Origin of the sequence: Thioalkalivibrio sp. ALE11 (assembly GCF_000381205.1) — a bacterium.
Lineage (GTDB): Bacteria > Pseudomonadota > Gammaproteobacteria > Ectothiorhodospirales > Ectothiorhodospiraceae > Thioalkalivibrio.
The window spans coordinates 85,211-98,251 of sequence record NZ_KB906168.1; the positions used below are offsets into that span (position 1 = coordinate 85,211).

At 66.8% G+C, this 13,041-nt stretch carries 12 protein-coding genes; 7 read left to right on the plus strand and 5 right to left on the minus strand.

Going from position 1 to position 13,041, the window contains the following annotated elements; genetic code table 11:
• Positions 1–9: 9 nt before the first annotated feature.
• The 4 genes from F620_RS0107270 to F620_RS0107285 form a co-directional block, all read right to left on the minus strand.
• Positions 10–1,137, minus strand: coding sequence for a glycosyltransferase family 4 protein (locus F620_RS0107270; RefSeq protein WP_019570029.1), 1,128 nt, complete (start codon positions 1,135–1,137; stop codon positions 10–12).
• 96 nt (positions 1,138–1,233) lie between these two features.
• Positions 1,234–2,202: a glycosyltransferase family 4 protein gene (locus F620_RS0107275; protein WP_231373879.1), complete on the minus strand. Its 969-nt coding sequence runs from the start codon at positions 2,200–2,202 to the stop codon at positions 1,234–1,236.
• A 101-nt stretch (positions 2,203–2,303) separates the two neighbouring features.
• The gene (locus F620_RS0107280; protein ID WP_019570031.1) at positions 2,304–3,263 is read right to left on the minus strand and encodes a glycosyltransferase family 2 protein; all 960 of its coding nucleotides are present in this window, start codon (positions 3,261–3,263) and stop codon (positions 2,304–2,306) included.
• Positions 3,263–4,978, minus strand: a complete 1,716-nt coding sequence (locus F620_RS0107285) for a bifunctional sulfate adenylyltransferase/adenylylsulfate kinase (RefSeq protein ID WP_019570032.1) — start codon at positions 4,976–4,978, stop codon at positions 3,263–3,265. Before F620_RS0107285 ends, F620_RS0107280 begins: the two co-directional genes overlap by 1 nt.
• A 182-nt stretch (positions 4,979–5,160) precedes the next feature.
• On the opposite strand from F620_RS0107285, the gene F620_RS0107290 reads away from it, so the two are divergent.
• From F620_RS0107290 to phoR, 7 genes are all read left to right on the plus strand, one after another.
• Positions 5,161–6,498, plus strand: a complete 1,338-nt coding sequence (locus tag F620_RS0107290; protein ID WP_019570033.1) for a TRZ/ATZ family hydrolase — start codon at positions 5,161–5,163, stop codon at positions 6,496–6,498.
• 7 nt (positions 6,499–6,505) lie between these two features.
• Positions 6,506–7,210, plus strand: coding sequence for a bifunctional 2-polyprenyl-6-hydroxyphenol methylase/3-demethylubiquinol 3-O-methyltransferase UbiG (ubiG, locus tag F620_RS0107295; protein ID WP_019570034.1), 705 nt, complete (start codon positions 6,506–6,508; stop codon positions 7,208–7,210).
• Positions 7,207–7,884, plus strand: coding sequence for a phosphoglycolate phosphatase (gene gph / locus F620_RS0107300; RefSeq protein WP_019570035.1), 678 nt, complete (start codon positions 7,207–7,209; stop codon positions 7,882–7,884). Before ubiG ends, gph begins: the two co-directional genes overlap by 4 nt.
• A 131-nt stretch (positions 7,885–8,015) precedes the next feature.
• Complete coding sequence (hpnC, locus tag F620_RS0107305) at positions 8,016–8,888, plus strand: squalene synthase HpnC (RefSeq protein ID WP_019570036.1); 873 nt, start codon at positions 8,016–8,018, stop codon at positions 8,886–8,888.
• Positions 8,889–8,938: 50 nt separating this feature from the next.
• The gene (locus tag F620_RS0107310) at positions 8,939–10,270 is read left to right on the plus strand and encodes a DUF3422 family protein (protein WP_019570037.1); all 1,332 of its coding nucleotides are present in this window, start codon (positions 8,939–8,941) and stop codon (positions 10,268–10,270) included.
• A 92-nt stretch (positions 10,271–10,362) separates the two neighbouring features.
• The gene (gene phoB / locus F620_RS0107315; RefSeq protein WP_018869552.1) at positions 10,363–11,052 is read left to right on the plus strand and encodes a phosphate regulon transcriptional regulator PhoB; all 690 of its coding nucleotides are present in this window, start codon (positions 10,363–10,365) and stop codon (positions 11,050–11,052) included.
• 13 nt (positions 11,053–11,065) lie between these two features.
• Positions 11,066–12,379 (plus strand): phosphate regulon sensor histidine kinase PhoR, encoded by a 1,314-nt coding sequence (gene phoR, locus F620_RS0107320; protein ID WP_019570038.1) that lies wholly within the window; start codon positions 11,066–11,068, stop codon positions 12,377–12,379.
• A 2-nt stretch (positions 12,380–12,381) separates the two neighbouring features.
• On the opposite strand, the gene F620_RS0107325 is transcribed toward phoR, so the two are convergent.
• The gene (locus F620_RS0107325; protein ID WP_018869554.1) at positions 12,382–13,008 is read right to left on the minus strand and encodes a YIP1 family protein; all 627 of its coding nucleotides are present in this window, start codon (positions 13,006–13,008) and stop codon (positions 12,382–12,384) included.
• Positions 13,009–13,041 lie beyond the last annotated feature (33 nt).

The following is a 13,041-nucleotide window of genomic DNA, read 5'->3' on the forward strand; positions in this document are numbered from 1 at the left end:
TCCGGCCCTTCAAAGTCCGGTTGCGGCCAGGATACTGGCGTTCACGCGATGCACTTCGAAACGCTCATGGACCAGCCTCTCGCTCTCCTCCGCCATGCGTTGTACAGCCCTCTCCGGCATCCGCAGCATCTGTCGCATGGCCTCCGCCAGTGAGCGAGCATCTCCCGGCGCAACCAGCAACCCGTTGCACTCATGAACGACGGTCTCACGGCAGCCCGGCGCGTCGGTCGTGATGATCGGCCGCCCCGTCGCCATCGCCTCCAGCACCGACCGTGGCGTGCCCTCATGATAAGAAGGCAGGACATAATACCGGCACCCTGCGAGAGCCGGCCGAACGTCATCCAGCAGCCCCAGATACTCGACCGCTCCCTCCGCTTGCCAGCGATCGAGTTCATCCCGACGAATGCCCGCCGGATTTGGTTCCACCGCCCCGGCCAGGAGGAAGCGGGCTTGGGGAAACTCGGTGCGGACCCGGCGTGCGGCTTCCACATATTCCCGCACGCCCTTGTCCGCCAGCAGGCGTGCCAACATCAAAAAGACCGGAGCATCCGGCAGCGGCTGGCGGGAAAACCGCTCCGTATCCACACCCGAACCGCCGACCCGTAGTGAGCGCGCCCGCGGGGGTACCAGACCCAGCTGGTGGAATCGACTCTGATCGTCGGGGTTCTGAAAAATCACCGTGTCCGCCCGGGCCAGCCCGCGCCGGTAGAGCCCGCCGACGAGGAGACGCAGCATCCGCCGCCGCAGCCCCCCACCTTCGACAAAGGCGTATCCAAGCCCAGTGATCATCGGGCAGAACCGGATCCCGCCGAGCGCGCGAGTCGCTATCCCTGCATAGATGACCGGTTTCGCGGTATAGGCGATCACCACTGTCGGTCGCTGGTCCCGAAACAGACGCCACAGCTTCCACAGGGTGGCCAGATCGGCCAGAGGGTTGATACTTCCACGCGCTACGGGAATCGGGTGAAACTCCACCCCCTTCCCGGCCAGCGTCTCTCGCACCAACGCCGCCTTGTGATCCTCGCCGGCAGCCACCTGTACCGTATGACCCCGGGTCTGCAGATCGTCGAGAAGGGCCCCGCGAAAATTGACCAGTGAACGTGCCACGCCGCCGACCACCAGTACCCGTTCACCCATTGAATCTGTCCCGTTTCGGAATTCTGCGAGGCCGTGGGCATCCTGCCGTACCCCACGCGAGTCTCCCGGGCACAAGATGATCCCGAACCCGAAGGATCAGCCTGTATCTCTGCCGTCCACTGCCTGCCGGGCGGCTGCCAACAACCGCGGGGCCTGCACTTGCCTGCAGTACCAGGATTCTACCTTTTCACGCCCTCGCAGGCCCATCTGCCGCCCCTGTTCCCGGTTGGTCGCCAGTGATCGAAGTGCTGCTATCCATTCGTCCTTCGTGGAAGCCAGCCAGCCTTCAAGGCCGTCCTTCACGATTTCGTTATTGATCCCGACGGGGGAAGCTACTACAGGCAGACCACAGGCCATGTACTGGATCAGCTTGTACCCGCATTTGCCTCTTTCCCAGGGTGAATCAGGCAAGGGCATAATCCCGATATCGCATTGTTGCAGCGAGCGGACCTCGGTTTCCTCCGTCCAGGGCCGGACCTCCACCACTGAGTCCGCGAAGTCGGACGGATGTGCCCCGATCGCCATGAAACGAATGGACATCTCCTGCTGCAACGCCGCGAACGCTGGCAATAAAGGCTGCAGATAATGGCTGGTCTTCGGGGTACCGATCCATCCAACTACTGGCGGGCCCTCCCGCCTTGTCATCGCCGGCTGATAACGGGCGGCATCCACAACCGTCGGGATGACCTCCACCCGTCGAGCCCCGGCCTGCCGGGCGCGATCCGCCAAGTATTGATTCCCCACGGTCACCAGTGAGGCATTATGCATGACCGCGTCGATCTTCCGGCCCAGGAGGCGCCTGATCAGGCCCGAGCGATGGAGTTCATAGCGATGAAACTGGGCATCATCATAATCCACCATGCACGGTATACCGAGACCTCGGATCGCGCGTTCGGCCCAGGCCGGCAGGAACGGAAACAGCTCTTTCTCGATGATCAGGAGGTCGAACTGTCGTATTCGCAACAGGGTCAGAAAGCGTCGCAGATACCCACGCACCAGGTGTCTTTTCCAACCGCGCCCCGAATAAAGCGCGTCCAGATACAGAGCGGGGAAAAGCGGACTCACCTCCACTGTCCAGCCGTTGGCCCTGAAATCATCCAGATACTGAAGATGGCGCAACCGGGAACTGGCCCCACGACTCGAATGGCGGGACAGTAACAGGACCCTCACGTTACGAAACGCCCGTCGCCGCGAGCGATCCGTCTCAGCCCTCCCCATAGCCAGCGGAAGGCATCCCGGGTCTCGCAGACACCGCCGATATCGCCCCGCGACAGATGCCAGGCGATCCGCGTGACGGGCTCCACCACCACTGTCACCGCTGCCACGCTCCACGCCTGCCACCGGGGGAAATGCTTGAAACCGTACAACAGTCGGCTGCGCAACGAGTAGAACAGTCGACATGCCTTGACCTGCTGCGAGGTTCCACCTCCGAAATGAAACGCCCGCGCGCCGGCCAGATACACGCTTCGCCATCCCGCGTTGCGAGCGCGATACGAAAAATCTACCTCTTCAAAGTACATAAAAAAGCGTTCATCAAAACCGCCCAGCTGGTCAAAAACGGATCGACGGACGAAAAAGAACGCCCCCATCACCTGATCCACCGTTCGGGTTTCACGGTGATCCCAGTCGCCCATGCGCATCCCCCGCGCCTTCAAGCCGGGAAGTCTGTCCACACCCAGCATCCGAGCGATCAACATCCCAGGGCGCGGAAACCGAGCACAACTGCGAGCAATTTCTCCGTCCTGATCGATCAATTGAATTCCGCAGATCGCTGCGTCCGCACCGGCCGGCGATTCCATAAATGCGATGGGTTCCCTTAAGGATCGAGAGCCGATGATCGTATCGGGATTCAGAAACAGAATGTAGGCAGCCGATGCGTGCCGGGCACCGAGGTTGCAAGCTGCAGCAAATCCCAGGTTGCTCCCCGCCCGGAGTACCCGGACCCTGTCATCTGTGGCGACGCCCTCCACTGATCCGTCCAGCGACCCATTATCCACAACGATGAGCCGCGATAGCTCCTCAGGGGCATTCTCCAGCACCGAGTTGACGCACCGGGACAGCTGGTCGCCCGCATTCCAGTTAACCACCACCACATCCAGCGACCGATGCCCTTCCGCAGACAACATCACGGGTTGCGGATGAACCCCATGCCTTCCAGCTTGAGGAGGATCCGGTGGGCCGCCTCGTCCGGGCTCATCTCGCGGGTGTCGATGCGCAGCTCCGGGTGTTCCGGCTCTTCGTACGGGTCGTCGATGCCGGTGAATTCCTTGATCAGGCCGGCGCGCGCCCTGGCGTACAGGCCCTTGCGGTCGCGCTGCTCGCAGGTCTCCAGCGGGGTGGCCACGTGGATCTCCAGGAACCCGCCCGCGTCCTCCACGCGCTCGCGCACGCGCCGGCGCATGTCGGTGTACGGGGCGATAGGCGCGCAGATGGCCACGCCGCCGTTCTTGGTGATCTCGCTGGCCACAAAGCCGATGCGCTGCACGTTGATGTCGCGGTGCTCGCGCGAGAAGCCCAGCTCGCTGGAGAGCTCCTTGCGCACGATATCGCCGTCCAGCAGCGTGACGGCGCGCCCGCCCAGCTCCATCAGCTTGACCCGCAGGGCGTTGGCGATGGTCGACTTGCCCGAACCCGACAGCCCGGTGAAGAACACCGTGAAGCCCTGCTGATGGCGCGGCGGGAAGCTGCGGCGCAGCTCGGCCACCACCTCCGGATAGGAGAACCACTCGGGGATGTCGAGCCCCTCGCGCAGGCGGCGGCGGAACTCGGTGCCGGAGAGGTTGAGCACCTCCTCGTCCTCGCGCACCTCGTCGGCCGGCACGTACTCGGCGCGGTCCTCGACGAAGCTCATGGCCTGGAACGGCACCATCTCGATGCCGATCTCGTCGGCGTGCTTCTGGATCAGTTCCTGGGCGTCGTACGGGCCGTAGAAGTCCTCGCCGTCGGAGCCCGGGCCGGGGCCGGCGTGGTCGCGACCGACGATGAAGTGAGTGCAGCCGTAGTTGCGGCGGATGATGGCGTGCCACAGCGCCTCGCGCGGGCCGCCCATGCGCATCGCCAGCGGCAGCAGGCTGAGCTGGGTGGTCTGCTCCGGCGCCTGACGCAGCACGTGCTCGTAGCAGCGCACGCGCGCGTAGTGGTCGACGTCGCCGGGCCGGGTCATGCCGACCACCGGGTGGATCAGCAGGTTGGCCTCGGTCTGGCGGGCGGCCAGCCGGGTCAGCTCCACGTGGGCGCGGTGCATGGGGTTGCGGGTCTGGAACGCGACGATGCGGTTCCAGCCCAGCTTGCGGAAGTACTCGCGCAGCTCCGCCGGGCTGTAACGATAGTTGCGGAAGTCGTAGTGCACCGGGGACTCGACCCCGTGCAGCGTGCCCCCCAGGTACACCGCCCCGGCGCGGTTCATCAGGTAGTTGACCGCCGGATGCGCGACGTCGGTGGTGGCGAACACCTGCTGCGCCTCGCGCGCCTTGTCCGGCGTCCAGCGGTCCTCCACGTCCATCACGGCGATCAGCACGCCCTCGGCATCGCGCAGCGCAATGCGCGTACCCGGCGACGCCTGCTCGGCGAACGCCTCGCTGACGTCGAGGGTGATGGGCATCGGCCAGAGCTGGCCGTCCGCCAGGCGCATGTTGTCCAGCACGCCGTCGTAGTCGGCCTGCCGCATAAAGCCCGTCAGCGGCGAAAAACCGCCGTTCAGCAGCAGCTCGGCATCGCAGATCTGACGCTCGGTCAGATCCCAGCTCGGCATCTCCTGCGCCTGCTCCTTGAGCTCGCGCGCGGTGGATTCGTCAACGTAGCGGTCGCAAAGCGTCCCGCCATAGGGGGCGATCAGTTCCATTGTTCGGGCTCCGTAAAACGGGATTCTGGGTTCATCGAGGCAATCGGCGGGCCGGCGAGCGCATAAGGGCACGCATTGGACCACGCGCCCAAAAACGCCGCAATACAAAGCGCTCGAGGGTCAACGTATAAAGGTTTTAGTTTACCATGCGCTGCCAGCAGAAACGGCTTAGGGAGTGGCAAATGACCGATCAACCGACGCTGATCCTGAGCGCCTCCTGGGTGCTGCCCGTGGTTCCACGGGGGGCCGTCCTGGAAGACCATGCGGTAGTCGTTCGCGACGGTGCGATCCTGGCCGTCAAGCCACGCGAGCAGGCCCTCGCCGAGCATCCCGAGGCCCGCCACGAACATCGCGACGGGCACGCCCTGATGCCGGGGCTGGTGAACGCCCACACCCACGCCGGGATGACCCTGTTGCGCGGCATCGGCAGCGACCAGCCGCTGATGGAGTGGCTGAAGCGCTACGTATGGCCGGTGGAAGGCCGGCTGCTTTCGCCGGAGTTCGTCTACGACGGCACCCGTCTGGCTGCCGCGGAGATGCTGCGCGGCGGCACCACCTGCTTCTCCGACATGTATCTGTTCGTGGGGGACGCGGCCGCCGCGGTGGATGCCAGCGGGATCCGCGGGGTGATGGGCCTGACGGTGTTCGATTTCCCCACCCCCTGGGCGCAGACCCCGGACGAATACTTCCAGCGCGGGCGCGAGGTCGTGGACACCTGGGGCGATCACTCCCGCATCCGCTTCACCGTCGCCCCCCACGCGCCCTACACCGTGGGTGACGAAAGCATGCAGCGGGTGGGCGAGCGTGCCCGGGAGCTGGGCGTGCCGGTGCACACCCACGTGCACGAGACCGCCGGCGAGGTGGAAGAGGCGGTGAGCAACGGCGGTGAACGCCCGCTGGCCCGCCTCGCCCGCCTCGGTCTGCTGGACCAGCCGTTCATGGCGGTGCACATGACCCAGGTCAGCGACGAAGACCTGGCCCTGCTGGAGAACCGGCCGGTGTCGATCACGCACTGTCCGGAATCCAACCTCAAGCTGGCGTCCGGCTTCTGCCCGGTGGCGCGCCTGGATGAGGCCGGGATCAACCTCGCGCTGGGCACCGACGGGACCGCCTCCAACAACGACCTCGACATGATCGGCGAGATGCGCACCGCGGCCCTGCTGGCCAAGGGCGTGAGCGGCGATGCGGCCGCGCTGCCGGCCGAGCGCGTGCTGGAGATGGCGACCCTGGGCAGCGCTCGCGCCCTGGGGCTGGACCACGAGATCGGCTCGCTGGAAGCGGGCAAGCGCGCCGACCTGATCAGCCTCGACCTGACCGGCCCGGAGCTGCAACCCGAACACGAACCGCACGCACGCATCGTCTATGCCGCCACCCGCGAGGCCGTGCGCGACGTGTGGGTCGACGGCCGGGCGTTGCTCGCCGACCGCGAACTGCTTACGCTGGACCTTGAGGCCATCCACGCCAGCGCCGTTCGGTGGCAGGGCCGCGTGGCCGAGACCCTGCAAGCCTGCGAGAGCTGAACTGCCCATGACCCAGACGCACTCCAACGTCGATCCGGCCGAGATCCACAAATTCACGGATCGCGCGCACGAATGGTGGGACCCCAACGGGGCCTTCGCCACCCTGCACGCGATCAACCCGCTGCGCCTGGAATGGATCGACGGACACGCCGACCTGGCCGGCAAGAAGGTGCTGGATGTCGGCTGCGGCGCCGGGATCCTGTCCGAGGCAATGGCCGTGCGCGGGGCCGAGGTCACCGGGCTGGACGCCGGTGCCGAACACCTGGAAGTCGCTCGCGAGCACGCCCACGACAGCGGTGTTTCCGTGCGCTACCTGCACGTAACGGCCGAGGAGCACGCGGAAAAACACCCGGGCGAATACGACGTGGTGACCTGCATGGAAATGCTGGAACATGTGCCGGACCCGGAGAACGTGATCGACGCCCTGTGCCGGCTGGTCCGGCCCGGCGGCTGGATCTTCCTCTCCACCATCAACCGCACGCCGCGCGCGTTTGCCGAGGCCATCGTGGGCGCCGAATACCTGATGCGCCTGCTGCCGGCCGGCACCCACGAGTACGGCCGTTTCATTCGTCCGTCGGAACTGGCCGCGCAACTGCGCCGGCATCACGTGGAGGTGGCCCACCTGACCGGGCTCACGTGGTCGCCGCTGTCCGGACGCTACCGCCTGACCCCGAACACCGACGTCAACTACCTGATGGCCGCACGCGCATGAGCCACGAACCGGGCGCGGTCCTGTTCGATCTGGACGGGACCCTCCTCGACACCGCACCCGACATGCACGCCGCGCTCAACCGGCTGCTGGCCGAGAACGACCGCGCGCCCCTGCCCTTCGATGCCGTGCGCAACCATGTATCACACGGCTCGCATGCCCTGGTCACCCTGGCCTTCCCCGACGCGCCGGAAGACCGGACCGAGGCCCTGAAGAAGCGCTATCTGGAGATCTATGCGCGCGACCTGTGCATCGCGACCGGGCTGTTCCCCGGCATGGATGTCCTGCTGAACGAGATCGAGGCGCGCGGCTGGCACTGGGGCGTGGTCACCAACAAGCCCGCGTGGCTGACCGAACCGCTGCTGGAGGCCCTGGGCCTCGCCCCGCGCATGAGCGCGATCGTCTCCGGCGACAGCCTCAATCGGCGCAAGCCGGACCCCGATCCCATGTGGCTGGCCGCCCGCCAGACCGGGCTCGAGCCCGCGCGCCACTGCTACTGGGGCGATGCCGAGCGCGACATCGCCGCCGGCCGTGCCGCCGGCATGAGCACTCTCATCGCCGCCTGGGGCTATATCGATGCCGGTCAGGATCCCGATGGCTGGGGCGCCGACGGTGTCCTGCACCAGCCCGACGACTTCTGGGGCTGGCGCGAGACGTTCACCCGCGCTGCCGGCTGAGCAACAGCCCCCTTGCAGGAGCCGAGCCCCTCGGCGATCGCCCGCCGCCCGTCCGATCGGCCGGAGGGCCGGCCTCCCACAGGGACAAAACCGGCATAATGGGTGCACCAAGATCCCCGACTGGAGCTGACATGGCCCGCCCCGACATCGCCGCTGCCTATCGGCATTGCCGCCAGCGTGCCCGGTCGCACTACGAGAACTTCCCCGTCGCCTCGCGCCTGCTGCCACGCAAGCTGCGCGACCCGGTGGCCGCGATCTACTGCTATGCGCGCGACGCCGACGACCTCGCCGACGAGGATTCGCGCCCGGTCGAGGCCCGCCGGACCGAGCTGCAGGCGATGCAGGAGCACGTCCGCGCGCTGGACGACCCGGCCGCGGAGACCGCCCCCGAATGGATCGCGCTCGCGGATGCGAAGAAGCGCTTCGACCTGCCCGTTGAACCCTTCGTCGACCTCGCGGACGCGTTCATCCAGGACCTGGAAAAGACCCGCTATGCGGACATCGGCGAGGTGATGGAATACTGCCGACGTTCGGCCAATCCCGTTGGCCGCCTGATCCTGCACCTGCAGGGCGATCCCGACGACGCCATGCTGGGCCAGTCGGATGCCATCTGCACCGCGCTCCAGCTGATCAACTTCTACCAGGACCTGCACCAGGACATCCGCGAGAACGATCGCATCTATCTCCCGCAGGACGAGATGGCCCGTTACGGGGTGACCGAGGTGATGCTGCGCGAGCGGCTCAACACCCTGCCCCTGCAGAACCTGATGCAGTTCCAGTACGCCCGCGCCGACCGCCTGCTGCGTGCCGGCGCCCCGCTGGGCGGAACCCTGCGCGGGCGGCTCGGTCTCGAGATCCGTGCCATCGTCAATGGCGGCGCGCGCGTGCTCTGGCGCCTGCGCCAGGAGAACGATGCCTTCGCCCGCCCCCGCCTGGGCGCGCGCGATATGGCGGTGGTCCTGTGGCACAGTCTGCGGCCGCGCCGACGGGGACGCGGTAGCTGAACGTCCCCCCCGACCCGATCCCGACTCCGAACCATCACCCGGCTACTGACATGCAAACCAACCCGCTGCTGCCCGGCAACCACCCCCTGCGCGAGTCCATCCAGGAAGAGGTCCATACCCGTTTCTACGAGCCCCTGGATCCGCCGGGACGAGTCTCCTGGCTGACCCTGCTGAGCCCGCGCGAAGCCATCGACCGGGAACGCGAATGTGTGGCCGACCTGTGCCGGCGGTACGGAATCGAGCCCCCGCTGAACGGCGAGAACTTCGTGGCCGTGGACCTGGGCGAGTTCCGCCTGCGCTGGGAACGCCACAACGAATTCTCCACCTGGGCGTTCTTCGTTGTGAACGAACCCCGGCAGGAACCGTTTACCCATCCCGCCATTCATCGGGTGCCCATCGACTGGCTGACCGGCCTGCCGGGGGAGACCATTGCCGCCATCCACCTGGAGCTGGAACCGCGCGAGGCCCCGGTGCGCAGCATGCGGGATCTGGGGGAGCTGTTCGCGCCCTATTCGTTCGCCGGCAACGGGGTCTCCGGAGGCGATGGCCGGGTGTTCACCGATTTCCGGGTACGCGAGGACGGCTTCGAGCGTTTCCTGGTCCGCGACGTGGATCTGTCACCCCGTCAGGCCGGGCGCCTGGTGCAGCGCGTACTCGAGCTGGAGACCTATCGCCTCATGGCCCTGCTCGCCCTGCCGCTGGCCCGCGAGCTGATGCCCGAGCTCAACGAACTGGAGGGCCGCCTCAACGACATCAACGACGAGATGGCCGGCATCTCCGATCGCTTCGGCGGCACCGACCGCGAACAGCGGCTGCTGGCCGCGCTGTCCGATCTGGCCGCCGATGTCGAGCGCATGGGCAGCCACACGGCGACCCGCTTCCACGCCGCACGCGCCTATGCCTCCATGGTGGACAAGCGCGCCGAGGAACTGCGCCCCGTGCGTATCCCGGGTCTGCAGACCCTGTGCGAATACCTCGGCCGCCGTCTGGACCCGGCCATGCGCACCTGCCGCTCGCAGGACGAACGGCTCAACAACCTCGCGACCCGGATTCACCGGACCACCTCCATGCTGCGCACCCGGGTGGACGTCGCCGTGGAAAACCAGAACCGCGACCTGCTGCGCTCCATGAACCGGCGCGCCCATCTGCAGCTGCGCCTGCAGGAGACCGTCGAAGGACTGTCGGTGGTGGTGATCTCCTATTATCTGACCAGCCTGCTGGCCTATTTCCTGCGCGGGATGGACGAAGCCGGCACGCTCCCGATCCCGGTCAACATCGCCATCGGTGCCACCGTCCCGGTGGTGGTCGGCGGGGTGTGGTATGCCCTGCGCCGCATGCGCGCGCGCATCACCGCCACTCACGGCGAGGACGGGCGCCAATGACGGCGAGCAGGATTCCCGTCGCATGATGCCGTGTTCACACGTCTGTAACACGCCTGTTATGCAATGCGGTCATCACGCAACCGGAGGCCGACATGGCTGTTTCGATCCTGCTTGTGGAGGATGACCTCGCCATTCGCGAGATGCTCCGCCTGCCCCTCAACCGGGCCGGCTACGATCTGCGCGAGGCAGGCGACGTCCGCAGCGCGCGCACCGACCTGCTCCAGGACCCGCCCGATCTGGTCCTGCTGGACTGGATGCTGCCGGACATCAGCGGGCTCGACTGGGCCCGGGAACTCAAGGCCAGCCCCGTCACCAAGGACATTCCGGTGATCATGCTGACCGCGCGCGGCGAGGAGGAAGACCGCGTCCGCGGGCTGGACGTCGGCGCCGATGACTACATCGTCAAACCGTTTTCGCCGCGCGAGCTGGTGGCGCGGATCAAGGCCGTGCTCCGGCGCACCACGCCCACCAGCTCGGAGGAGCCGGTGGAGGTCCGCGGTCTGGCGCTCGATCCGGTCTCGCACCGGGTCAGCGGCAACGGGCAACCGGTCAGCCTTGGCCCCACCGAATACAACCTGCTGCATTTCTTCATGACCCACCCCGACCGGGTGTTCACCCGCGAGCAGCTGCTGGACAAGGTCTGGGGCACCAACGTCTACGTGGAGGAACGCACCGTGGATGTCCACATCCGTCGCCTGCGCAAGGCCCTGGCCGAAACCGGACACGACGACCTGGTGCAGACGGTGCGGGGCTCCGGTTACCGTTTCTCCGACCAGCCCTGACCGGATCCGCCCCTTGCAGCCCCCCTTCAATCCCTGGCCACGGGTTATTGCCCGCAACCTGCTCGCCGGCCTGATCATTCTCGGCACCGGATGGGCCCTCGGCTACCCGTGGATCACCGCGACGGGCCTGCTGACCGCCGCGCTGGGCTGGAACCTCCTGCAGCTCTACCGCCTGGAAAACTGGGCCCGTCGCGGCGGCCGCAGCGAGCCCCCGGATGCCCGCGGCATATGGGGCGAGATCTTCACCAACCTGCACCAGCGCCGCCAGCGGCGACTGCGCCGGGTGGCCGGTCTGCGGCGCACGCTGGAACGCTACCGCGACTCGGCCAGCGCCCTTCCCGACGCGGTGGTGGTACTCAACCCCGAGCACCGGATCGAATGGGCGAACCCCACCGCCGCGCGCCTGCTGGACCTGGAATGGCCGGCCGACGAGGGTCGCCGCATTACCCACCTGGTGCGCCATCCGGATTTCCTGCGTTTCATGGACCCCGCCACACCGCCGCAGGAGAGCCTCAACATGCCGTCGCCGCTGGATGCGAACCGGCGGCTGGAGATCCGTCTGGTGCCCTACGGCGAGCACCAGTACCTGCTGCTGGCGCGCGACACCACGCACCTGCACCGTCTGGAAGTGATGCGCCGGGATTTCATCGCCAACGTGTCCCATGAACTGCGCACCCCGCTGACCGTACTCTACGGCGTGGCCGAAACCCTCGAGGACGAACTGGTCGACCAGCCGGAACTGATGGATTCGGTACGCCTGCTGCGCGAACAGTCCGAGCGCATGAAACTGCTGGTGGACGACCTGCTGATGCTCTCGCGCCTGGAGACCGGATCGGAACAGGGCGAGCAGACCTGGTTCAACCCGACCAAGATGCTGCGCAGCCTGATTGACGAGGCCGAACTGCTGTCCGGCGACCGCGGCCACCACCTGGCACTGGATGCCGCGCCCGATCTGGAGATCCTCGGCACCGAGACCGAGTTGCGATCGGCCTTTGCCAACCTGCTGTTCAATGCGATCAAGTACACTCCGGCAGGCACCCGGGTCACCCTGAGCTGGTCCGCAACCGACGACGGCGGCGCCACCCTCGCCGTGGACGACAACGGTCCCGGCATCGCCAGCCACCATCTGGAGAGGCTGACCGAGCGCTTCTACCGCGTGGATGACGCCCGCAGCCAGGATCGCGGCGGCACCGGCCTGGGTCTGGCCATCGTCAAGCATGTGCTGCTGCGCCACCAGGGACAGCTGCAGATCGACAGCGAACTCGGCGTCGGCAGCCGATTCAGTTGCCATTTCCCGCCGCCGGCGGTGCGGCGCTGCGAAAACTGAACTCAGATCAACCAGGTCGTGCCGAGACGCAGCTCCGGGGCAGCCCCGGGGATCAGGTCCATCAACGCCCAGCCAAAGACCAGCGTGATGAACGCACCGGAGAACAGCGTGGCCGCCCACAGGCCGATCCGGTTGCCGCGTTTCAGTCCCAGCAGTTCACGCAGAGCCACATACAGCAGCGCAAGGCTGTACAGGATCAGGGCCAGCGCGAGGCCGTTGCCCCAGGGCCAGGGGAACGCCGCGACCACGTTGCCCAGCCATGCCGGGACCAGCCCCAGGGTCACGGCCATGGCGGCCCGCTCGGGACCCGCCGGCCCCTGGAACAGCTCCACCAGATAGTGAGCCGACAGGGTCAGCCCCGCGACCCCCACCGTCATGGCCAGCACGCTGTAGACGCCGAAGCCCACCGGATCCGGAACGGACTCCGGGGGCAGCGCGGGTGGCATCAGCCCGTAAAGCCATTGACTGAGGATGACGCTGGTCAGCACCAGGGGCAGCGAGAAACGCAGGAACACGGCCTGCCACGAAGGCAGCGGACCGTGAGCGGCGAGCGAGCGCAGCACCGGTCCCGGACGCACCAGGACACGGGCGGCCAGGGGCCAGACGCGAAGGGGACGATCAGCTTTCATGGATGCACTGTATGAAGCGTCGATGACAATCCC